The sequence below is a fragment of the Roseateles sp. genome, assembly GCF_019237615.1.
GTDB lineage: Bacteria > Pseudomonadota > Gammaproteobacteria > Burkholderiales > Burkholderiaceae_C > Pelomonas.
In genome coordinates this window covers 1-19,955 of the sequence record NZ_JAFAGT010000046.1, presented here as the reverse complement: position 1 = coordinate 19,955, position 19,955 = coordinate 1, and the positions used below count along the sequence as shown (strand labels likewise).

22 protein-coding genes are annotated in these 19,955 nt (G+C 71.5%); 12 read left to right on the top strand and 10 right to left on the bottom strand.

Going from position 1 to position 19,955, the window contains the following annotated elements; genetic code table 11:
- The first annotated feature begins 12 nt into the window (after positions 1–12).
- The 8 genes from hutC (at position 13) to JOY88_RS08220 (ending at position 8,679) form a co-directional block, all read left to right on the top strand.
- Complete coding sequence (gene hutC / locus JOY88_RS08255) at positions 13–732, top strand: histidine utilization transcriptional repressor HutC (RefSeq protein WP_293501782.1); 720 nt, start codon at positions 13–15, stop codon at positions 730–732.
- A 70-nt stretch (positions 733–802) separates the two neighbouring features.
- A complete protein-coding gene (locus JOY88_RS08250) occupies positions 803–1,342 on the top strand; it encodes a HutD/Ves family protein (RefSeq protein WP_293501781.1) in 540 nt (179 codons plus the stop codon).
- Positions 1,339–2,529, top strand: a complete 1,191-nt coding sequence (gene hutI, locus JOY88_RS08245; RefSeq protein ID WP_293501780.1) for an imidazolonepropionase — start codon at positions 1,339–1,341, stop codon at positions 2,527–2,529. Before JOY88_RS08250 ends, hutI begins: the two co-directional genes overlap by 4 nt.
- Positions 2,526–3,326 (top strand): N-formylglutamate deformylase, encoded by an 801-nt coding sequence (gene hutG, locus JOY88_RS08240; protein ID WP_293501779.1) that lies wholly within the window; start codon positions 2,526–2,528, stop codon positions 3,324–3,326. Before hutI ends, hutG begins: the two co-directional genes overlap by 4 nt.
- A complete protein-coding gene (gene hutF, locus JOY88_RS08235; protein ID WP_293501778.1) occupies positions 3,314–4,699 on the top strand; it encodes a formimidoylglutamate deiminase in 1,386 nt (461 codons plus the stop codon). Before hutG ends, hutF begins: the two co-directional genes overlap by 13 nt.
- 54 nt (positions 4,700–4,753) lie before the next feature.
- Positions 4,754–6,307: a methyl-accepting chemotaxis protein gene (locus tag JOY88_RS08230; protein ID WP_293501777.1), complete on the top strand. Its 1,554-nt coding sequence runs from the start codon at positions 4,754–4,756 to the stop codon at positions 6,305–6,307.
- A gap of 222 nt (positions 6,308–6,529) precedes the next feature.
- Complete coding sequence (locus tag JOY88_RS08225; protein ID WP_524539200.1) at positions 6,530–7,903, top strand: NfeD family protein; 1,374 nt, start codon at positions 6,530–6,532, stop codon at positions 7,901–7,903.
- The gene (locus JOY88_RS08220) at positions 7,900–8,679 is read left to right on the top strand and encodes a slipin family protein (protein ID WP_293501775.1); all 780 of its coding nucleotides are present in this window, start codon (positions 7,900–7,902) and stop codon (positions 8,677–8,679) included. The genes JOY88_RS08225 and JOY88_RS08220 overlap by 4 nt, the downstream gene beginning before the upstream one ends.
- Positions 8,680–8,747: 68 nt before the next feature.
- On the opposite strand, the gene JOY88_RS08215 is transcribed toward JOY88_RS08220, so the two are convergent.
- Together JOY88_RS08215 and JOY88_RS08210 are read right to left on the bottom strand one after the other, a co-directional pair.
- Entirely contained in the window at positions 8,748–9,785 is a 1,038-nt protein-coding gene (locus tag JOY88_RS08215) for an asparaginase (protein WP_293501774.1), read from the bottom strand.
- Between the two features lie 18 nt (positions 9,786–9,803).
- A complete protein-coding gene (locus tag JOY88_RS08210) occupies positions 9,804–11,516 on the bottom strand; it encodes a GGDEF domain-containing protein (protein ID WP_293501773.1) in 1,713 nt (570 codons plus the stop codon).
- 29 nt (positions 11,517–11,545) lie between these two features.
- On the opposite strand from JOY88_RS08210, the gene JOY88_RS08205 reads away from it, so the two are divergent.
- The 4 genes from JOY88_RS08205 to JOY88_RS08190 all read left to right on the top strand — a co-directional run bounded on the left by JOY88_RS08205 (position 11,546) and on the right by JOY88_RS08190 (position 14,765).
- On the top strand, positions 11,546–12,367 hold the full coding sequence (locus JOY88_RS08205; RefSeq protein WP_524539199.1) for a DUF429 domain-containing protein: 822 nt from the start codon (positions 11,546–11,548) through the stop codon (positions 12,365–12,367).
- Positions 12,368–12,496: 129 nt separating this feature from the next.
- Entirely contained in the window at positions 12,497–13,099 is a 603-nt protein-coding gene (locus JOY88_RS08200) for a DUF1326 domain-containing protein (RefSeq protein WP_293501771.1), read from the top strand.
- 21 nt (positions 13,100–13,120) lie between these two features.
- A complete protein-coding gene (locus JOY88_RS08195) occupies positions 13,121–13,912 on the top strand; it encodes a DUF2182 domain-containing protein (protein ID WP_293501770.1) in 792 nt (263 codons plus the stop codon).
- A gap of 4 nt (positions 13,913–13,916) precedes the next feature.
- Positions 13,917–14,765: a DMT family transporter gene (locus JOY88_RS08190; RefSeq protein WP_293501769.1), complete on the top strand. Its 849-nt coding sequence runs from the start codon at positions 13,917–13,919 to the stop codon at positions 14,763–14,765.
- Here the strand turns inward: JOY88_RS08190 and JOY88_RS08185 are convergent.
- From JOY88_RS08185 to JOY88_RS08150, 8 genes are all read right to left on the bottom strand, one after another.
- A complete protein-coding gene (locus tag JOY88_RS08185) occupies positions 14,762–15,451 on the bottom strand; it encodes an anti-sigma factor family protein (RefSeq protein ID WP_293501768.1) in 690 nt (229 codons plus the stop codon). The two genes, JOY88_RS08190 and JOY88_RS08185, sit on opposite strands and share 4 nt — an antisense overlap.
- Entirely contained in the window at positions 15,451–15,981 is a 531-nt protein-coding gene (locus JOY88_RS08180; RefSeq protein WP_293501767.1) for a sigma-70 family RNA polymerase sigma factor, read from the bottom strand. Before JOY88_RS08180 ends, JOY88_RS08185 begins: the two co-directional genes overlap by 1 nt.
- On the bottom strand, positions 15,978–16,322 hold the full coding sequence (locus tag JOY88_RS08175) for a cupredoxin domain-containing protein (protein WP_293501766.1): 345 nt from the start codon (positions 16,320–16,322) through the stop codon (positions 15,978–15,980). Before JOY88_RS08175 ends, JOY88_RS08180 begins: the two co-directional genes overlap by 4 nt.
- On the bottom strand, positions 16,319–17,191 hold the full coding sequence (locus JOY88_RS08170; RefSeq protein ID WP_293501765.1) for a metallophosphoesterase family protein: 873 nt from the start codon (positions 17,189–17,191) through the stop codon (positions 16,319–16,321). The genes JOY88_RS08175 and JOY88_RS08170 overlap by 4 nt, the downstream gene beginning before the upstream one ends.
- Positions 17,192–17,245: 54 nt before the next feature.
- Positions 17,246–17,620 (bottom strand): c-type cytochrome, encoded by a 375-nt coding sequence (locus tag JOY88_RS08165; protein WP_293501764.1) that lies wholly within the window; start codon positions 17,618–17,620, stop codon positions 17,246–17,248.
- A 61-nt stretch (positions 17,621–17,681) separates the two neighbouring features.
- Positions 17,682–18,341, bottom strand: a complete 660-nt coding sequence (locus JOY88_RS08160) for a DUF6928 family protein (RefSeq protein WP_293501763.1) — start codon at positions 18,339–18,341, stop codon at positions 17,682–17,684.
- 24 nt (positions 18,342–18,365) lie between these two features.
- Positions 18,366–19,781, bottom strand: coding sequence for an amidohydrolase family protein (locus tag JOY88_RS08155; RefSeq protein ID WP_293501762.1), 1,416 nt, complete (start codon positions 19,779–19,781; stop codon positions 18,366–18,368).
- A 22-nt stretch (positions 19,782–19,803) separates the two neighbouring features.
- On the bottom strand, positions 19,804–19,955 hold a 152-nt coding region (locus JOY88_RS08150), incomplete at its 5' end, for an arginase family protein (protein WP_293501790.1).

Here is a 19,955-nt window from a genome sequence, read left to right as displayed (position 1 = left end):
AGGATGGACGCCATGTCGAGAGCCCCCACCAGCCCCGAGCCCCAGTACCTCAAGGTCAAGAACCATCTGCGCGAAGGCATTGCCAGCGGGCAATGGGTGGCCGGCGACCTGCTGCCCAGCGAGGGCGCGCTGGTGGCGCAGTTCGAGGTCAGTCGCATGACGGTGAACCGTGCGCTGCGTGAGCTGGTGCAGGAGGGCCTGATCGAGCGCGTGCAGGGCGTGGGCAGCTTCGTCGCCCAGCTGCACCGCATCTCGTCGACGCTGAACGTGCGGGACGTGCACGAGGAGATCGTCGAGCGCGGCGGCGCGCATGAGGCGCGCGTGCACGCCCTCGTGAAGGGCAAGGCCACTCCGCAGCAGGCGGCGGAGCTGGGGCTCAAGCGCGGCGCGCCGGTGTTCCTCAGCCTCATCGTGCACCTGGAGAACGGCGTCGCCATCCAATGCGAGGAGCGCGCCGTCAACCCGGCCTGCGCACCGGACTACCTGGCGCAGGATTTCACGCGCGTCACGCCCACGCACTACTTGTTGGACGTGGCGCCGCTGTCCGAGGCGCGCTACATGATCGAGGCCGCGCTGCCCGGCGAGGTCGAGGCCAGGCTGCTGGGCATCAACCGGCGCGACCCGTGCCTGGTCGTCAAGCGCATCACCTACAGCCGAGGTGTCGCTGTCACCGCGGTGAAGCTGACCCACCCGGGCGTTCGTTACCAATTGCAAGGGAGCTTCTCGGCATGAGGTTTGCCGGCCGTGGCTGCGGAGAATGCAAAACTCCTCCGCCGAGCGGAGCCAAGTCAAGGACGAGAACATGAGTTGGAGCAAGGTCAGCGCGGTCGACGTCGAGCCGCAGGCCTGGAAGAACAAGGGCGGCACGACGCGTGAGCTGCTCGCCTGGCCGCACGCCCATGACTGGGCGCTGCGCATCAGCGTCGCCCGCGTGCAGGACAACGGGCCGTTCTCGGCCTTTCCCGGCGTGCACCGCTGGCTGGCCGTCATCGGCGGTGCCGGGCTGCGCCTGTTCGACTGGCCGCAGAGCATCGGCGACGAGCCGCTGCGCTTCGACGGCGGGCTGGCGCCGGAGGCCGAGCTCATCAAGGGCGAGACCGAGGTCTTCAACGTGATGGAGCGGCGCGGCAACCTCGAGGTCGAGCCGGCCCGGCATGTGCTGCTGCCCCGGACGCCCTGGGTCGGGCTGTTCACCGTCAACGGCGGGCTGCTGGAGCATGGCCACCGCGCGATGCCGATGGCACCGCTGACGCTGGCCTGGTGCGAGCAGCCCATGGCGCAGAGCTGCGTCTTCACCGGCGAGGGCAACGCCTGGTGGCTGACCTGGAGCGACGAAGGATGAAGCTCTGGCGTGGCGGGCACCTCGCGACGTTGGCGGGCGACAGCGGCTGGGGGCTGATTGAGGATGGCGCGCTGCTCGTCGATGACGATGGCCTGCTGCGCTGGGTCGGGCCCAGCGCCGAGGCGCCTGCGGCCGACGAGGTGGTGGAACTGAAGGGCGCCCTCGTCACGCCCGGCCTCGTCGACTGCCACACCCACCTCGTCTATGGCGGCAACCGTGCGGACGAGTTCGAGCAGCGCCTGCATGGCGCGAGCTATGCCGACATCGCCAGGGCCGGGGGGGGCATCAAGTCCACCGTGGCCGCGACGCGCGCCGCGACGGAAGAGCAACTGCTGGCCTCGGCCACCCGGCGGGTGCTGGCGCTGATGGCCGAGGGGGTGACGACGCTGGAGGTCAAGTCCGGCTACGGCCTGAACGCGGCTACCGAGGCACGCATGCTGCGCGTTGCACGCCGGCTGGAGGGCCTGGGCGTGGACGTGCGCACGAGCTATCTCGCCGCTCACGCGCTGCCGCCCGAGTTCGGCGACGCCGACGACTACATTGCCGCCGTCTGCCTGTGGCTGCCGGAGCTGCATGGGGAAGGCCTGGTCGATGCCGTCGACGCCTTCTGCGAGAACATCGCCTTCAGCACGGCCCAGGTCGGCCGCGTGTTCGACGCCGCGCGGCGCCTGGGCCTGCCGGTCAAGTTGCATGCCGAGCAGCTGAGCGACCAGGGCGGCGCACAGCTCGCCGCTTCCTACCGCGCGCTCAGCTGCGACCACCTGGAACATCTCAGCCCCGCAGGCATCCAGGCCATGGCCGAGGCCGGCACGGTGGCCGTGCTGCTGCCCGGCGCCTTCTACGCGCTGCGCGAAACCCGGTTGCCGCCCCTCGAGGCCTTGCGCGAGGCCGGCGTGCCCATCGCCCTCGCGACCGACCACAACCCGGGCAGCTCGCCGACCTTGTCCCCACTCCTGATGATGAACATGGCCTGCGTGCTCTTCCGGATGACGCCCGAGGAGGCGCTGCGCGGCCTGACCGTCAACGGCGCGCGCGCCCTGGGGCTGCAGGATCGTGGCCGGCTCGTCGCCGGCCAGCGCGCCGACTTCTGTGTCTGGGATGGCGGACATCCGCGCGAGCTGGCAGCATGTTTCGGCCATAACCCGCTGATAGAACGGGTTCGCAAAGGAAGCCAGGGAGAAGCATGACCGTCTTTCGCCTGCAGCAGGGCCGCGTGCCGCTGCTGATCAGCCTGCCCCACGTCGGCACCGAGATCCCGCCGGAGCTGCACGGCCGCCTGCTGCCGCGCGCCCTGGCCAGCGAGGACACCGACTGGCACCTGGAGCGGCTCTACCGCCCGCTGGCCGACCGGTTGGGCGCCAGCCTGCTCGTGCCGCGCTTCAGCCGCTACGTCATCGACCTGAACCGCCCGCCTGACGACCAGCCGCTGTACCCCGGTGCCTCGGGGGGCACCGGCCTGGTGCCGACGCATTTCTTCAGCAGCGAGCCGCTGTACCGCGAGGGCGCCGAGCCCGACGCCGCGGAGATCGCCGCGCGCCGCGAGGCCTGCTGGCAGCCCTATCACGACGCCCTCGGCGCCGAGCTGCGGCGCCTGCACGCAGAGCACGGTTACGCGTTGCTCTTCGACGGCCACAGCATCCGCTCCGAGCTGCCCTGGCTGTTCGAAGGCGAGTTGCCGGCGCTCAACCTCGGCACGGCCGACGGCGCCTCCTGCGCGCCGGCCATCACCGAACGCCTGGGCGGCCTGCTGGCGGGCCAGGAGCGCTTCAGCCACGTCGTCAACGGCCGCTTCAAGGGCGGCTACATCACCCGCCACCATGGCCGGCCAGGCGCGGGCGTGCATGCGGTGCAGCTGGAGATGTGCCAGCGCTGCTACATGGACGAGGCCGCCGACCCGGCAGGCGCCTTCGACGCGGCGCGCGCCGCCCAGGTCGCGCCGCTGCTCGAGGGGTTGCTGCAGGAGATGCTCGCATGGAGGCCCTGAAGCAACTGCACGCGTCGCTGGCCTGGGTGGACGGTCGCTGGCAGCGCGACGTGCTGCTGAGTGTGGACGCCGGCGGCAATTGGTCCGACATCGCCATCAACGTGCCCGCGCCGCCCGGTGCCGAGGTGCTGGCCGGGCCGCTGATCCCCAGCCTCGTCAACGCCCACAGCCACGCCTTCCAGCGCGCCTTCGTGGGCCTGGCGGAGCGTCGCGAGGCCGGGCAGGACGACTTCTGGAGCTGGCGCGACCGCATGTATGCACTGGCGCTGCGTATCTCGCCGCAGCAGCTGCGCGCCGTGGCCAGCCAGCTCTACGCTGAGCTGCTGCGCGGCGGCTACACCCATGTCTGCGAGTTCCACTACCTGCACCATCCTGCCGACCCGGCCCACGGGGGCCAGGCCTTCGACGACGAGCTGGACATGGCCTGGGCGTTGGCCGAGGCCGCGCAGGACGCCGGCATCGGTCTGACGCTGTTGCCCGTCGTCTACACGCGCAGCGGCTTCGGCGCGGCCGGCCTCAGGCCCGACCAGCATCGCTTCGAGGCCGATGCCGACTGGGTCTGGCGCGCCTGCCAGCGCGTGACGGCCGCCGGCCTTCCGCGCGTGAATGCGGGCGTGGCCCTGCACTCGCTGCGCGGCGCGGCGCCGCAGGACATCGCCCGACTGCAGCAACTGGTCGGCGCGGCCGACCTGCCCATCCACATCCACGTGGCCGAGCAGACGGCCGAGGTGGCCGACTGCCTGCAAGCCACCGGCATGCGCCCGCTGCAATGGCTGGCCGAGCAGGGTTGTCTTGACCCGCGCTGGCAGCTCGTGCACGCCACGCATGCCGAGAGCGCCGAGATCGAGGCGGTGGCGCGCAGCGGCGCCGGCATCGTCATCTGTCCGGGCACCGAGGCCAACCTCGGCGACGGCCTGACCGACCTGCCGCACTGGCTGTCCCATCGCGTGCCGCTCACGGTGGGCTCGGACAGCCAGGTCACGCGCGGCTGGGTGGAGGAGTTGCGCTGGCTGGAGTACGGCCAGCGGCTGGGGCTGCGACAGCGCAACGTCGCGGCGGCGCCGGGGAGCCAGCCGTCCAGCGCGGCGCGGTTGTTTGACGCGGCGGTGGCCGGCGGCGCCCGCGCGGCCGGCTTCACGGCCTGGGGCCTGACGCCCGGTGCGCGCGCCGATGCGCTGGTGCTGAACCGCGAGGCCGATGCGCTGCGCGGCCTGCCCGACGAGGCCTTGCTCGATGCCGTCGTCTTCGGCAGCAATGGTTCGCCCTGGCAGTCAGTCTGGGTGGCGGGCCGGGCACGGCCCTGGCGTGCACCGGGGCGCGTGGGCGACGCCTTCGAGGCGGCGATGCGCGAACTGTGGGGATCCGCCGGCTAGTCGAACTCCTGGCAAAGGGCTAGTCTCGCGCCACGACTCCAGCGAGGGAAGGCGATGAGGCTCAGCGATTTCACGATCAAGGCGCGGCTGCTCGCGTTGGCCGCGCTCGCGGTGTTTGCCATGCTGGTGGTCGGCATGCAAGGCCTGCGCAGCCTGGCGCAGTCCAAGGCGGAGTTCGTGCACTACGTCGACAATGACGTCGAGTCGCTGACCCAGTTGGCCGGCATACGCGCCGGCGTCGGCAACCTGCGCCGGTACGAGAAGGACTTGCTGATCAATCTCGCCGACGCCAAGGCCGTCGAGCGCTACCGCAAGGACTGGAACCAGACCTTCGACAAGGTCTCCGCCAGCCTGGGCCGGATCGCCGCGCTCGACGTGCCCTCCGACGTGAAGCGCATGCCGGACGAGCTGCAGCGGGCGTTGCAGGACTACCGCAGCGGCTTCGACGCCCTCCTGGATCGCATGGCCAGGGGCGAGTTCGCCGACACGGCGGCGGCCAACCGGGCGCTGGAGCCCCTCAAGGGGCCTGTTCGGGCGATGGACAAGGCCCTGGGCGAGATGACGGACAAGGTCGATCGGCATTCGGCAGCGCAGGTCGCGCTGCTGGACACGCATGAGCAGGACATCCATCGCAACCTGATGGGCGTCGTCGTCGCCGCGGTGCTGCTGCTGGCGGCCTACACGACGCTCAACATCCGCTCCATCCTGGCGCCGCTTGCCCACGCCGTGAAGACGGCCGAGCGCATCGCCGGCCAGGATCTCAGCCAGCCCGTCAGGGCCCAGGGGCGCGACGAGACGGCGGCGCTGATGCGCGGCGTGCAGGGCATGCAGGACGCGCTGGCGCGGGTCGTTACGGGCGTGCGCCACAGCACGGACAGCATCGCTACCGCCTCGCGCGAGGTGGCCGTCGGCAGCCAGGATCTGAGCAACCGCACCGAGCAGGCCGCGTCCAACCTGCAGGAGACGGCCTCGGCGATGGAGGAGCTGACAGCCAGCGTCACGCACAACGCCGAGTCGGCTGCCCGCGCCAACCAACTGGCCGCGGATGCCGCCGAGGTGGCGCGCCGAGGCGGCGCGGTGGTGGACGAGGTCGTACGGACCATGGGCCGCATCAGCGCGTCGTCCAACCGCATCGGCGACATCATTGCCGTCATCGACGGCATCGCCTTCCAGACCAATATCCTGGCGCTGAACGCGGCGGTGGAGGCGGCGCGCGCCGGCGAGCAGGGCCGCGGCTTCGCCGTCGTCGCCGGCGAGGTGCGCACGCTGGCCCAGCGCTCGGCGGAGGCCGCCCGGGAGATCAAGGGGCTCATCCTCGGTAGCGGCGAGAACGTCGAAAGCGGCACGGCCCTGGTCGCCCGGGCCGGCCAGACCATGCAGGAGATCATCGAGGCGATCGCACGGGTCAGCGCCATCGTCTCCGAGATCAGCCATGCCACCGGCGAGCAGAGCACTGGCATCGGCCAGATCGGCCAGGCCATCGCCAACCTCGACCAGATGACGCAGCAGAACGCGGCGCTGGTCGAGGAATCCGCTGCGGCCGCCGCCAGCCTGCAGCAGCAGGCCGACGAGCTGTCGCGGTCGGTGGCGGTGTTCAGGTTGAGCTGAGGGGCGTCCCGGCAGGGCAGGGGGCGCCCATCTCGCGCTGCCGACGGTGCAGGGCGAAGTCAATCGAGCGGGCGCCCCTGGCCGATGGATTTCAGGCCCCGAGCCCGGGGACACGCTCCGCCGCTCGCGGGTCGAGTCCCCATGTTCGAGCCGGAGCTCACGCCGTCGAGCGGGAATCCCATCGGCATGGAATAAGGTTCGCGCGGAGCCTACTATCCTGATATGTGCAGGCGGGCCATTCCGCTGTGTGCGCTGGTGCTGTGGCTTGTATCGCTCGCTGGCGCCCAGACGCCTCCCGCCGCGTCCGGCGGCGGGCATGGCGTGGTGTTGTTGAGCGTCGAAGGCGCGATCAGCCCGGCCAGCGCCGACTACGTCGAACGTGGGCTGCAACGGGCGGACCAGCGCGGCGCGGGCTTGGTCGTGCTGCAGCTCGACACACCGGGTGGCCTGGAAACGTCCATGCGCTCCATCGTCAAGGCGATCCTCGCGTCGCCGGTACCGGTGGCCACCTTCGTCGGTCCGTCGGGCGCGCGCGCCGCCAGCGCCGGAACCTTCATCCTCTATGCGAGCCATGTCGCCGCGATGGCGCCGGCGACCACCCTGGGCGCGGCGACGCCAGTCGTGATCGGCCCGATGCCGAGCGCGCATCCGGCCGGGCCCTCCCCAAGCGGCCCGGGCGCGGCTTCGCCAACCGCGCCGCATGACGCGCTGGAGGCCAAGCGCGTCAACGATGCCGCCGCGGCCATCCGCTCGCTCGCGCTGCTGCGCCACCGCAACGCCGAATGGGCGGAGCGTGCCGTGCGCGAAGCGATGAGCCTGTCGGCGGGCGAGGCCTTGTCGCAGCATGTCGTGGAGATCGTCGCCCGCGACCTGCCGGACCTGTTGCGGCAGCTCGATGGCCGAACGGTGCAACTGGCCGATGGCCGCACCGCGACGTTGGCAACCGCGGGGGGGCGCGTCGAACGCTGGGATCCGGACTGGCGCGACCGCTTGCTCGCCACCGTCGGCGATCCCAGCGTCGCGATGCTGCTGCTGCTGGTCGGCTTCTACGGCATCCTGTTCGAGTTCTCCAGCCCCGGCCTCGTGGCGCCCGGCGTGGCGGGGGCCGTCTGCCTGCTGCTGGCCCTGTTCGGCATGCAGACGCTGCCGCTCAGCGGCAGCGGTGTCGCGTTGCTGCTGCTCGGCCTGGCCTTTTTCGCCAGCGAGGCCTTCGTGCCCAGCCACGGCGCGCTGGGGATAGGCGGGGTCGTGGCGTTCACCTTCGGCGCGCTGATGCTGGTCGACAGCGACGCACCCGGCACTGGCGTGTCGCGCCCTCTGATCGCCGCGTTGGCGCTGGTGTCGTTGGCGCTCGTTGGTTGGCTGGCCGCGTCCGCCGCGCGGCTGCGCAGGCGGCCGCCTGCCAGCGGCGCGTCGACGATGGTGGGCCTGGTTGGCGAAGTCCTGGAAGTCGACGGGCGGGACGCCTGGGCCAGCCTGCAGGGCGAGCGCTGGCGGGTGCGCACCGAGCGCGCGCTGCGGCCGGGCGAGCGCGTGCGCGTGCTGCTTGTTGACGGCCTCACGCTCGGCGTCGCCGTCGAGGAGGCCTCGCCATGATCGGAGGGCTCATGTCCACGCTGCTGCTGGTCCTGTTGCTGTTCCTTCTGGCGGCATCGGTACGCGTGCTGCGCGAATACGAGCGCGGCGTCGTCTTCATGCTCGGCCGCTTCCTGGCGGTCAAGGGGCCCGGCCTCGTGCTGCTGATCCCGGCGCTGCAGCAGATGGTGCGCGTGAGCCTGCGGCTGATCGTGATGGACATCCCCAAGCAGGACGTCATCACGCACGACAACGTCTCGGTCAAGGTCAATGCGGTGCTGTATTTCAAGGTCGTCGACCCGGAGCGCGCCGTGATCCGCGTCGAGAACTTCCTGGTCGCCACCAGCCAGCTCGCGCAGACCACCCTGCGCGCCGTGCTCGGAAAGCATGACCTCGACGCCCTGCTGTCCGAGCGCGACCGCCTCAACCTCGATGTGCAGAAGATCCTCGACGCCCAGACCGACTCCTGGGGCATCAAGGTCAGCAATGTCGAGATCAAGGACGTGGATATCGACCTGACCATGGTGCGCGCGATCGCGCGCCAGGCCGAGGCCGAGCGCGAGCGCCGCGCCAAGGTGATCCACGCCGAAGGCGAGCTGCAGGCCGCCACCAAGCTCAGCGAGGCCGCCGAGATCCTGGCGCGCCATCCGCAGGCGCTGCAGCTGCGCTACCTCGAGACGCTGACGGTCATCGCCGCCGACAAGAACTCCACCATCGTGTTCCCGCTGCCGCTGGACATCGTGGGGCCGTTGCTGGAGGCGGTGAAGGGGCGGATTGCGCCGCCGCCCGCCGGCTGACGGGCGCGCGCGGTCGGCCATCGACTATCCAGGCCTTCTACGAGGCCTGCAGCCCCGGGGGCGCCCCTCTACGGCGCCGGCGCGAAGGCCCCGGCCAGGTCTGGCGCGGGCCGCAGCGAGCCGACGTGGATGCCGCGCCAGTTGCGCAGCGCCAGGTGGCTGTAGCCGTGCAGCAGTTCATCGCCGCTCTTCAGCAGTGCCTGGGCCGCGGCGGCCATCGCGGCCTCGGCGGCACGTGCGGCGCCGTCGTCGATCTTCAGCGCCAGCCCCAGGCCCAGCTCGGGCAGGGCGGCGCAGTAGACGCCCTCGGCGCCTATCTTGCAGAACAGGCGCTCGCCCAAGGCCTGCATGACGCGGGTGTCGAAGCGGTCCGTGCCCCCCACCATGAAGGGGGCCGCGGCGGCGGCCTGGCGCAGCCGGCGCGCCGCGCGCGCATGGCCCTCGGACAGGCCCTGGCCTGTGCCGCAACGGGCGAAGGCCAGCGCCAGCGAGCGCAGTGGCAGCGCGAAGGTGGGGATGGAGCAGCCGTCGGTGCCGCGCGGCGCCCGTTCGACGTCGACGCCCGTCGTGGCCGACAGCGCCGCCGACACCTCGCGCATGACCGGGTGCTCCGCCGCCACATAGCCGCGTGCGAACTCGGCCGGCTCCGCGCCGGCGCTGCGCGCCATCAGGCACGCCACGCAGACGAAGCCGCTGTGCTTGCCCGAGCAGTTGTTGTGCAGCGGCGTGGCCAGCTCGCCGCGAGCGACCATGCCGCGCAGCACCGGCTCGCGGCTGGGCCATTGGGTGCCGCATTCCAGCGCGTCGGCCGTCAATCCCAGCCTGGCCAGCACGCCTGCGGCCGTGGCGACATGCTCGGGCTCGCCACTGTGCGAGGCGCAGGCCAGGGCCAGCTCGGCATCGGTCAGCCCGTAGCTCTCGGCAGCGCCGCTGGCCACCAGCGGCAGGGCCTGCAGCAGCTTGACCGCCGAGCGCGGGAAGATGGGGCGGTCAATGTCGCCGAGCGCCGTGTGTACGGTGCCGGAGGCGTCGACGACGGCCAGCGCGCCGGCATGGCGGGATTCGACGGCACCGCCGCGCAGGACTTCGATGAGGACGGGGTTCATGCTGCCAGTCTAGGGCGCCTAGTCAACGTGCACACGATTGCGCCCGCCGCGTTTGGCCGCATACAGCGCGCGGTCGGCGCGGTTGAGCAGGCTGTCGCCCTGCTGTTGCGGCTGCAACGCGCCGCCGGCGATGCCGACGCTGATGCGCACGACCAGGCCCGGCGTGATGGCCGCCCAGTCATGCTCGACGACGGCCAGGCGCAGGCGTTCGCAGATCTCGGCGGCCTGCGGCGGCGCGATGCCCACCAGCACGGCCAGGAACTCCTCGCCGCCGATGCGGGCCATCAGGTCGGCGCTGCGCAGGCGGTGGCGCAGCAATTGGGCGAGCTGCTGCAGCACGGCGTCGCCGACGGCGTGGCCGTGGGTGTCGTTGATCTTCTTGAAGTGATCCACGTCCAGCGCCGCGACGCTGATGACCTGGCCAGCCATGCGCGCGCCCTCCACGAGCAGGGGCAGCGCGAACTCGGCATGGCGCCGGTTGTGCAGGCCGGTCAGCACGTCCTCGTGGGCGGCGCGGTCCAGCGCCATCGCGTGCTCGCGCAGGCGCTGCTGCTCGTTCTCAAGATGGGCGGCGCGGGCGCGCTCGCGGCGGGCGTCGGCGGCGGCGCTGTCGGCGCGGGCCTGGGCCTGCTCGACCTGGTCGCGGATCAGGATGACTTCGGTCTGCAGCGCCAGGTTGTCGCGGCTGATCTGGCGGTCCAGGCCCACAAGCTCCTCCAGCCAGCTCAGCGCCTCGCGATACTGCCCGCAGGCCTTGTGCGTCTCGTAGAGGGCGCGTATCAGTAGCCGGCGCAGCTTGGGAGGCGGCTCGGCGGCGGCGTGCAGCAGGGCTGCCAGGATGCGCGCGGCCTGCAGCGGCTCACCCCTTTGGCGCAGGAAGACGGCGCGCTGCACGTCGGCCTCGATGGCTAGCGTGCGGTAGCCATGGTCGTGCGAGAGGTGGCCGAACTCGTTCAGCAGCGGCAAGGCCTCGTCCAGCAGGCCGCCGGCCAGCAGCGCGTTGACGAGGTTGGACACGGCGACGGCCACCTGGAAAGGGCTGCCCGACAGGCGCGCCAGCGCGGTGGCCTGCTCGGCCGTGCGGCGGGCGCTGGCCAGTGCCTCGGCCAGCACCGCGGCGTCGGCGCCCAGCGCCTGGGCGTCCTCGGCGCGGCGGAGCCAGAAATAGGCCAGGTTGTTGTGGCAGGAGAACAGCACTTCCGGCGCGGCGTTGCTGGCGGCGATCTCCATGGCCTGCTCGGTCGAGGCGCAGGCCTGGGCCGGGTTCTCCAGGCTGGAATAGGCGACGCCCACGCGGTTCAGCGCCCAGGCCTCGCGCACGGGGTCGGCCGCGCGGCGGGCCGCGGCCAGGGCCTTCATGCCCGACGCCAGGGCTTCGCGGCCCATCAGCAACTGGCCGTAGACATAGCATTGGCTGATCAGCGCATCGGCCCGCAGCCCGTCGTCGCCCAGGCGCTCGGCCAGGGCCAGGGCCTCGGTGGCGTAGCGGGCGCTGGTGGTCAGGCTGCCCAGGCGCGGGTACTGGTGGGCCAGCAGGGCCAGCGCCTCGGCGCGGCGGCGCAGCTCGGTCGGCGGGCAGTTCGACAGCAATTGCTCCAGCGCGTCGCTGGAGACCTGATAGAACCCCGCCGCGGCTTGCTGACGCGCAATGGCGAAGGCGGCATCGAACGTCGCGGCGTCAAAGCTGGCGCTGTCGTCGGGCGAGGCGGGAAGGTTGAGCGGATGTGGCATTGAAGCTGGCAATTTTGCCTAGACCGAGAATGCCGGCCATGTCTGACACAGTCGTTTTCGGGGTCGACTTCACGAGTGCGCCCCGCGCGGCCAAGCCCATCCGGGTCGCCGGCGGCCAGCGCCATGCCGCCGTTGTCCGCTTGAACGGCCTGGTAGCGCTATACAGCCTGGAGGACTTTTCCGGCTGGCTGGCCCGGCCGGGGCCCTGGGTGGCGGGCTTCGACCTGCCCTTCGGCCTGCCGCGCGAACTCGTCGAGACGCTGGGATGGCCGATGGACTACGCGGCGCTGATGGCGCATTACTCGGCGCTGAGCCGCGAGGACATCCGCGACCGCTTTGCCGCCTTCTGCGCCGCGCGCCCGGCGGGCGGCAAGTTCGCCCATCGTGCCTGCGACGGGCCGGCCGGTGCCAGCCCGAGCATGAAGTGGGTCAACCCGCCGGTGGCCTGGATGCTGCATGCCGGCGTGCCGCGGCTGATCGCGGCGGGCGTGCACCTGTCAGGCCACCTGGCCGGCGACGCGAGCCGCGTCGCGCTGGAGGCCTACCCGGGCCTGCTGGCGCGCGAGCTGGTGGGGCGGCGCTCTTACAAGAGCGACACCAAGGCGGCACAGACGCCCGAGCGGCTGATCGCGCGCAAGGACATCGTCGACGCGCTGGAGCAGGGGCGCACGCGGCTTGGACTGCGGCTCAAGCTCAGCCATGCGCAGCGCGACGAGCTGGTGGCCGATGCGAGCGGCGACAGCCTGGATGCGGTGCTGGCGATGTTGCAGGCGGCGTGGGCGGCAGCGCAGCCGCGTCACGGTTGGCCGGAGGGCGTGGACCCGCTGGAAGGGTGGATCGCCAGCGCCTAGGGTGCCGCTTCGCTGCGATGTAGGGAGATGACTCCACCGACAGCGCGGCGTAGCATGACTGCCCATCCGCGCTGGGACGCGGTGGCACTTCCGCAAGCGCGCCCCGGCGTTGTTCACAGGAGGTCCGTCATGAGCTATCACCTGGAAGGTCGCCTGCTGGAGGTCTGCAACTGCCGCGTCCTCTGCCCCTGCTGGATCGGCGAGGATCCCGACAACGGCACCTGCGACACCATCGTGTCCTGGCATGTGGACAAGGGCGCGATCGACGGCGTGGACGTCAGCGGCTGCACCATTGCCGCGGTGGCCCATGTGCCGGGCAACATCCTGCAGGGCAACTGGACGGCGGCCATCTTCGTCGACGACAAGGCCTCCAAGGCCCAGGAGGAGGCGCTGCTCAAGGTCTATACGGGCCAGGCCGGCGGCCCCATCGCTGACCTCGCCAAGCTGATCGGTAACGTGGTGTCGGTGGAGCGGGCGCCCATCCAGTTCGACGTGGTGGGCGGCAAGGGCACGCTGGCGATAGGGCGGGACTACTACGCCGAACTCGAGCCCTATCTGGGCGCCACCGGCGGCCAGACCACCCTGTCGGACACGGTGTTCTCCACCGTGCCCGGTGCGCCGGTATTCGTCGGCAAGGCACCGACGTACCGCTCGAAGAATGCCGCCATCGGCATCGATGTGAACATCAAGAACCACAACGCGCTGCAAAGCACCTTCGTCTTCGATGCCTGAGCGGCAGGGTCGGGCCGACCCATGGTCGACGCAGCGCGTCACCGCCGCGTGTTCCTGCCCGTGCTCGCCGCGCTGGTCGTGCTGGCCTGGGTTGCGCTGTGGGCCTGGGCGGGCACCCCCTACGGGCGTTACCTGGATCATGGCGACTGGACCGTATCCGGGCCGGCGGCCTTCCTGTGCCGCGCGGTGCCGGCGGGCAGCATCGTCGTGCCTGCCGTGCTGTACGGCGCGGCATGGGTGCTGATGATCACCGCGATGATGCTGCCCAGCACTCTGCCCCTGTTCACCGCCTTCGACAAGCTGGTCGCGCAGCGACCCGACCATGGCCGGCTGCTGACGCTGCTGGGCCTGGGCTATCTGGCCGTTTGGGGCGTTTTCGGGCTGCTGGTGCATGCGCTGCACGCGGCCCTGCTGGCCGGCATCACCCGCCTGCCCCTGCTGGCCTGGCATGGCGGGCTGATCGCCGCCACCATCATTGCCGGCGCCGGCGTCTTCCAGTTCAGCACGCTCAAGCATCGCTGCCTGGACAAATGCCGCACGCCCCTGAGCTTCGTCATCGAGCATTGGCGCGGCCGCGCCCAGGCCCGGCAGGCCTTCCTGCTGGGCGTCCATCACGGGCTGTTCTGCGTCGGCTGCTGCTGGGCGCTGATGCTGCTGATGTTTGTCGTGGGCGCGGGGAGCCTGGGCTGGATGCTGCTGCTGGCCGCGGTGATGGCCATCGAGAAGAACCTGCCCTGGGGGCGGCGGTTGAGCGCGCCGCTCGGCGTGGCGCTGCTGGCATGGGCTGCAATGCTGGCGCTGGGGCAGGTGTAGCGCGATGGCCGGGCGCGCGCGCATCCTGCTGCTGACCGCGTTCGCGATGCTTGCCTTTGCGGCCAACTCGCTGCTGTGCCGGCTGGCGCTGCAGCAGCCCAGCATCGATCCGGCCAGCTTCGGCAGCGTCAGGCTGGCTTCCGGCGCGCTGGTGCTGGGGCTCATCGTGCGCCTGCAGGCCGGCCGCGCCGCGCCGGGCCGGCCCGACTGGCCGGCCGCGGCGATGCTGTTCGCCTATGTGGCGTGCTTCTCCTATGCCTATCTGACGCTCAGCGCCGGCACCGGCGCGCTGATCCTGTTCGGCGCGGTCCAGGTCACCATGATCGGCGCAGGCCTGCGCGCTGGCGAGTCGTTCCGGCCGGTCGCCTGGGCCGGCCTGCTGCTGGCCGTGGGCGGGCTGGTCTACCTGGTGTCGCCGGGCCTGAGCGCGCCCCCGCTGCTTGGCGCGCTGCTGATGGCCGGCGCCGGCGTGGCCTGGGGCGTGTACTCGCTGCGCGGGCGCGCGGCCGCCGCCCCGCTGCTCGCCACGGCGCGCAACTTCCTGCGCGCGACGCCGCTGGCCTTGGGCCTGAGCCTGCTGACGGTCGCCCATGCGCACGCCACCCCGGCGGGCGTCGCATTGGCCATCGCCTCCGGCGCGCTGACCTCGGGCATAGGCTACGTCATCTGGTATGCCGCGCTGAAGGGGCTGTCGGCGATGCGTGCGGCGACGGTGCAGCTGTCGGTGCCGCCCATCGCTGCCCTGGGCGGGGCGCTGCTGCTGTCCGAGGCGCTGACGCCACGGCTGGCGTTCGCCTCGGCCGCGATCCTCGGCGGCATCGCCCTGGTGCTGGGCAGCCGTGCGCGACGCTAACGCGCCGCCGCCGCGCGCCAGGCCGCGGCGAAGCGCTCCAGCTCCGCGCCGTCGACGTCCGACACGGCCCAGTACTGCATCGCACCGTCGCTCCAGCGCACCAGGTTGAAGCCGCGGTGCTGCAGCTTCTCGGGGGCCGCGCCGTGTTCGCTCGGCCAGGTGTAGAGGTCGATCTTGTGCAGCCGCACCTGGTAGGCGAGCACGGCCGTGGGCTGGCCCCGCACGGCCTGTACGCGACCTCCCAGCAGTGCGAAGCCCTGCTCGCGCAGCGGCCCGTCCAGCACGGTGGGCGCGTAGTCCAGCCGGCCCTGGAACCAGGGCTTCACTTGATGGCGGTCGCTGGACGCGACCTCGTACAGCGGGCCGACCTGCAGCGCGCGCACATGGGCGGCAACGAGCTCGTCTGGCAGCGTGCCGTCGGGACTCAGGCGCGGTGCGACGAGCAGGGCCAGCAGCGTCAACGCGACGCCCAGCGCCAGGCCGCCCGCACCGGCCAGTGCCGGGTGGATGCGCGTCATCTGCGCAAGGCGCTCGCGCCATGCCGTCCATGCCGACGCCTTGGGGCGTGCCTCCTGCGCGGCGGCCTGCAGCGTCATCTGCGTGCGCACGGCCGCGCGCAGGCGTTCATCCGCGGGGTGGCGGCTGGCGTGCTGCTGCAACAGGCGGGAGAGGTCGTCGTCGTTCATCAGGGCAGTCCGGCCAGGCTGAGCTGGCGCTTCAGTTGGGCGCGGGCGCGCGACAGTCGCGACATCACCGTGCCTATGGGGATGCCGGCGATCTGCGCGATGTCGCGGTAGTCCAGGCCTTCGAGCTCGCGCAGCACGATGACTTCGCGCATCGGTGGGCTCAGCGCACGCAGCGCCGCATCGACGAGGCGCTGTTCACGCCGCATGCCCAGCGCAGTGAGTGGGTCGGGCGCCGGGCTGGGCGACTGGGCCTCGAGGTGGTCCCAGGCGTCCTCGTCGAGCAGCGTCACGTCGGCGCGGCCACGCTCGCGGGCCAGGGCCGTGAAGCAGGCGTTGCGCACGATGCCGAGGAACCAGGGCCTGGCGTCCTCGTTGGGGCGCAGCGAGGCGAAGTAGCGGAAGGCGCGCAGCGCGGCCTCCTGCACGGCGTCCTCGGCCGCGGCGGCGTCGCGTAGCAGCCAGCGCGCGAGGTTGTGCGCGGCGTCCAGCAGCGGCAGCACGGAGGCCTCGAAGCGATGGCGGTCGGTCATGCCACCTCGAAATGGCCGTCCATGCCCTCGTGGCCATCGCCGCAGAAGTTGTCGCACAGGAACGCCAGCCGGCCTGGGGCCGGGGGCGTGAAGGCGAGGCGGATGACGCGGCCGGGCATGAGGTCGGTGCGCAGGTCCAGGTCGGGCACGAAGAAGCCGTGCGCGAAGTCCAGCGAGCGTATCAGCAGCACGACCGGCTCGCCGGCCTTCAGCGGGATCACGTTGGGCGTGAAGCGAAAACGCTGGGCCGTGACCTCGATCTCGCGCGGCGTCTGGGCGCGCGCTCCGCTCAGCGCCGCGCCAGCAGCGACGCCCATCAGCAGCAATTGACGGCGTTTCATGTGGCGGACACCGCATGCTCGACGCGCTCGGTCTTGGCGCCCTCCACCTCCACCTCGCGCCAGCCCAGGCCGCGGTAGGGCGCAGCCGGGTCCCAGGCCACCGGCAGGGGCTTCTCGGCCGTGCCGGGCGCGGGCAGCGGGAACATCAGCGAGCGCGCCGAATGGTGGGCGATGTGGCCCGTCATCTGGTGGTGCTCCTGGTGGATGTGGCCGTAGAAGACGGTCACGTTGGGGTGCGGCATCAGCAGCGCCAGGGCCTGCTCGCCGTCGCGTGTGTGCCAGTCCCACTTGGGCACCAGCGGGAACAGCGGCCGGTGCGCCAGCACGACCAGCGGCGCGTCCCGGTCCAGCTTGGCCAGCTCGGCCTGCAGCCAGGCGAGCTGCTCGGCGCCCAGCGTGGTGCCGCGGTCGGAGACGTTGTCCAGCGCGATGAAGTGCACGCCCTTGTGGTCGAAGCGGTAGTAGGTGTCGCCGAACATCTCCTTGAAGGCGGCGCCGCGGTCCAGCGCCGCATCGTGTTCGCCGGGCATGAAGTGCACGGTCTTGACCTTGAGGTCGCTCACCACCTGCCGGAACTCGGTCATGCGGCGGCGGCGCTCCACGGGGTCGTCGGTGGTGTGAGTCAGGTCGCCGGTGAAGACGATGAAGTCCGGCGCCTTGGGCAGCGCGTTGACGGCTGCGACGGCCTTGGGCAGGGTGCCGCGCGCGTCGGGGTTGGGCGGGCCCTGGAAGCCCCAGTGCGCGTCGGAAAGCTGCACGAAGTAGAACTCGTCCTGTGGTCGGCCCGCGGTCGCGCAGCCGGCCAGCGAGGCCGAGAAGATCGCGCCGCCGCCCAGGCCGGCGAGTTGGAGGAAGTCGCGTCGCTGCATGGTCGTTTGCCCGCAAGAGTGGTGACCTCAAGCGATACCGGCCGGCGGCGGGATTTATTCCCTGGCCTTGGCGAGGCTGCGCAGAAAGGCGATCACGTCGGCCCGCTCGCCCGGGTCGGGCAGGCTGATGCCCATGGCCTGCCCGGGCACCAGGGCCTCGGGGTCGGCCAGCCAGCGGTCGAGATTGACTTCGGTCCAGACCAGGCCCGAGCGCTTCAGTGCCGGCGAGTAGTTCGTGAAGCCCTTGGCCGAGCCGGCGAGCCGGCCGAACACGCCGCGGTGGGCCGGGCCGACGCCGTTGAAGTCGGGCGAATGGCAGGTGGCGCAGCGCGCCTGGTAGATGGCCTGGCCGCGGTTGGCGTCGGCAGGGGCGGCGGCCGCGATCGACGCGGCGGCGAGGCCCAGCAGTGCAAGGGGGGCGCGCAGCATGGGAAGCTCCGGTGTTGGCGCTTTCAATTACCGCGCCACGCGGGGCTTTATTCCCCGCGCCTCATCGGAGCCGGAACCAGGACTTCCTCCTGCGCCTGAAGTGCATCAACGGGATGGACTCGGGCTCCAGCAGGCTGGCATCGATGTCGCCCTCGAGCTGGTAGCCAAACAAGGCTTGCAGCGCGGCCTCGCCCAGATCCAGCGGGTGAAAGGGCAGGGGATAGGGCTTCTCGCCCGCCGCCAGCGTCTGCGGGTCGTCGGCAGGGCGCTCGCCGTTCCAGAACGGGCGCTCGAAGTCCAGCGGCTCGCCGATGTTCTCCATGAACCCGGAGTCCGGCGAGAGGCTGAGCGAGCGCAGCAGGCGGCGGTCGTCCCAGACGGCGAAGGCGAACCAGTCGGCCACGCTGTGCATGGCGTGCAGATGCACGCGGCGGCCCTCGGCCGCCAGCAGGAAGCGCTCGTCGAGCATCGAGGGGCGGTCCAGGCCGAACTCCCCGGCCGCGACGACGGCCAGGCCGTCCCCGAAGCAGCCGGCAAAGATCTGGTCGTCGGGCGGATGGGTGTAGCCGAGGTCGCCGTCGTCCTGCGCCAGGAGCGTCTCCCCGGGAAACAGCCGGGCCAGCCAGGCCTGGGTGGCCTGCCGGTCCAGCACGGGCGCGGCGGCCAGCGCTTCTCTGGCGCAGCCGGCGGCGTAGACCAGCATCCAGGTCTTGGCGCCCATCTCACGTTCTCCTTGGCGATGGGCTCAACGCAGGCCGACCTGTCCCTTCCAGACACTCAGGATCCTGGCCCGGTCCCAGGCCCGCCCGGCCTTCATGGTCCAGGCGACCTCGGGCAGGGTCGGCTTGGCGGCGTCCAGCGGCGCGGCAAAGGCGACCAGGTCGGCGCGCAGGCCCGGCGCGACGCGGCCGACGTCGGCCTCGCGGCCCAGATAGGTCGCGCCATTGGCGGTCATGACCTTGACCGCGGCCGCGGCGTCGAAGCCGGCCTCGCGCAGCAGCTCGAACTGGCGCAGCGACGAGTACCCCGGCACGACGCCGCCATAGCCGGTCGGGTCGGTACCGGCGACGAGCAGGCCACCGGCCTCGACGAACCGCTTCTCCCAGACCATGTTCTTCGGAAGGACGCGGCCGTAGGCGTTGGGGCCGCCGCGCTGTATGGCCGTGTAGCGGGCCACGTACTGCTCGCGCAGCTGAGGCATCAGCAGGTCCAGCGCGCCGGCCGGGGCCATGGGGCGGCCGTAGGAGAAGGTCTCGAAGATGGTCAGCGTGGAGGTCAGCGCGACCTTGGCGTCGATCATCCGGCGCTGCAGCGCGGCCATGCGCGGATCGTCGACGGCCAGCGCGTCCAGCGAGCGCGGCACGGCGTCGCCGTTGGGGCAGGCGTCGGGCTGCTTGCCTTCGACGAAGTCGCTGGATGCGAAGAAGCCATGCTCCAGGTTGTCTATTCCCATGGCCGTGGCCTCCGCATAGGTGACGGCGCAAAGATGGGCCGTCACCTTGGCCTTGCGGTCGTGCGCCGCCTGGACGATGGCCGCCAGCTGTTCGCGCGTCAGGTGCATATAGCCCTTGTACGAGGTGGCGCCCACGTCGGCCCAGTAGCCCACCTGGCGCACGGCGTCGTCGGCCGAGGCCAGCCGCGGCACCTGGGCGACGAAGGCCTGGATGCCGTTCAGGAAGGGGGCCGTCACGTCGATGTCGGGGCCGGGGGCCTTGCCGTCGCGGATGTCCTTCCAGGTGTTGAGGTCGGCATAGGGGCTCATGCTGCCGGCCGTGCGCAGTGTCGTCACGCCGCCGGCGAGATACAGCAGCGGGAAGCTCTGGAAGAAGGCGCCGTAGCTGCCGCGCTCGGTGGGATAGAAGAGGTGTTCGTGCAGAAGCACGAAGCCGGGCATCAGCGCGCCGCCGGCCAGGTCCTTCACCAGAGCACCGGCCGGGGCCTTGAGCTCGGCGTCGGGGGCCACGGAGGCGATGCGGCCGTCGCGGATCAGCACGCTCATGTGCTCGCGCGGCGCCGAGCCGGTGCCGTCGAAGAGCTGGGCGTTGCGCAGCAGCGTGACGGGCGCGTGGAAGAGGGTGTAGCGCTCGGTGTCCGAGGCGGGGGCCTGGGCGAGGGCGGCGCCGGCGAACAGGGCGAGCAGGCTGGGCAGCAGGGTCTTCATGCCCGCCATCCTCGCACCGAGCTCACTTGCGCATCAGCGTCGATTTCCCGAACAGGGATTCGATGAGGTCCACGGCCACCAGTGCCGTCTTGTTGCGCTCGTCCAGCGCGGGGTTGAGCTCGACGAGGTCCAGCGAGGCCATGCGACCGGTGTCGGCGATCATCTCCATGCACA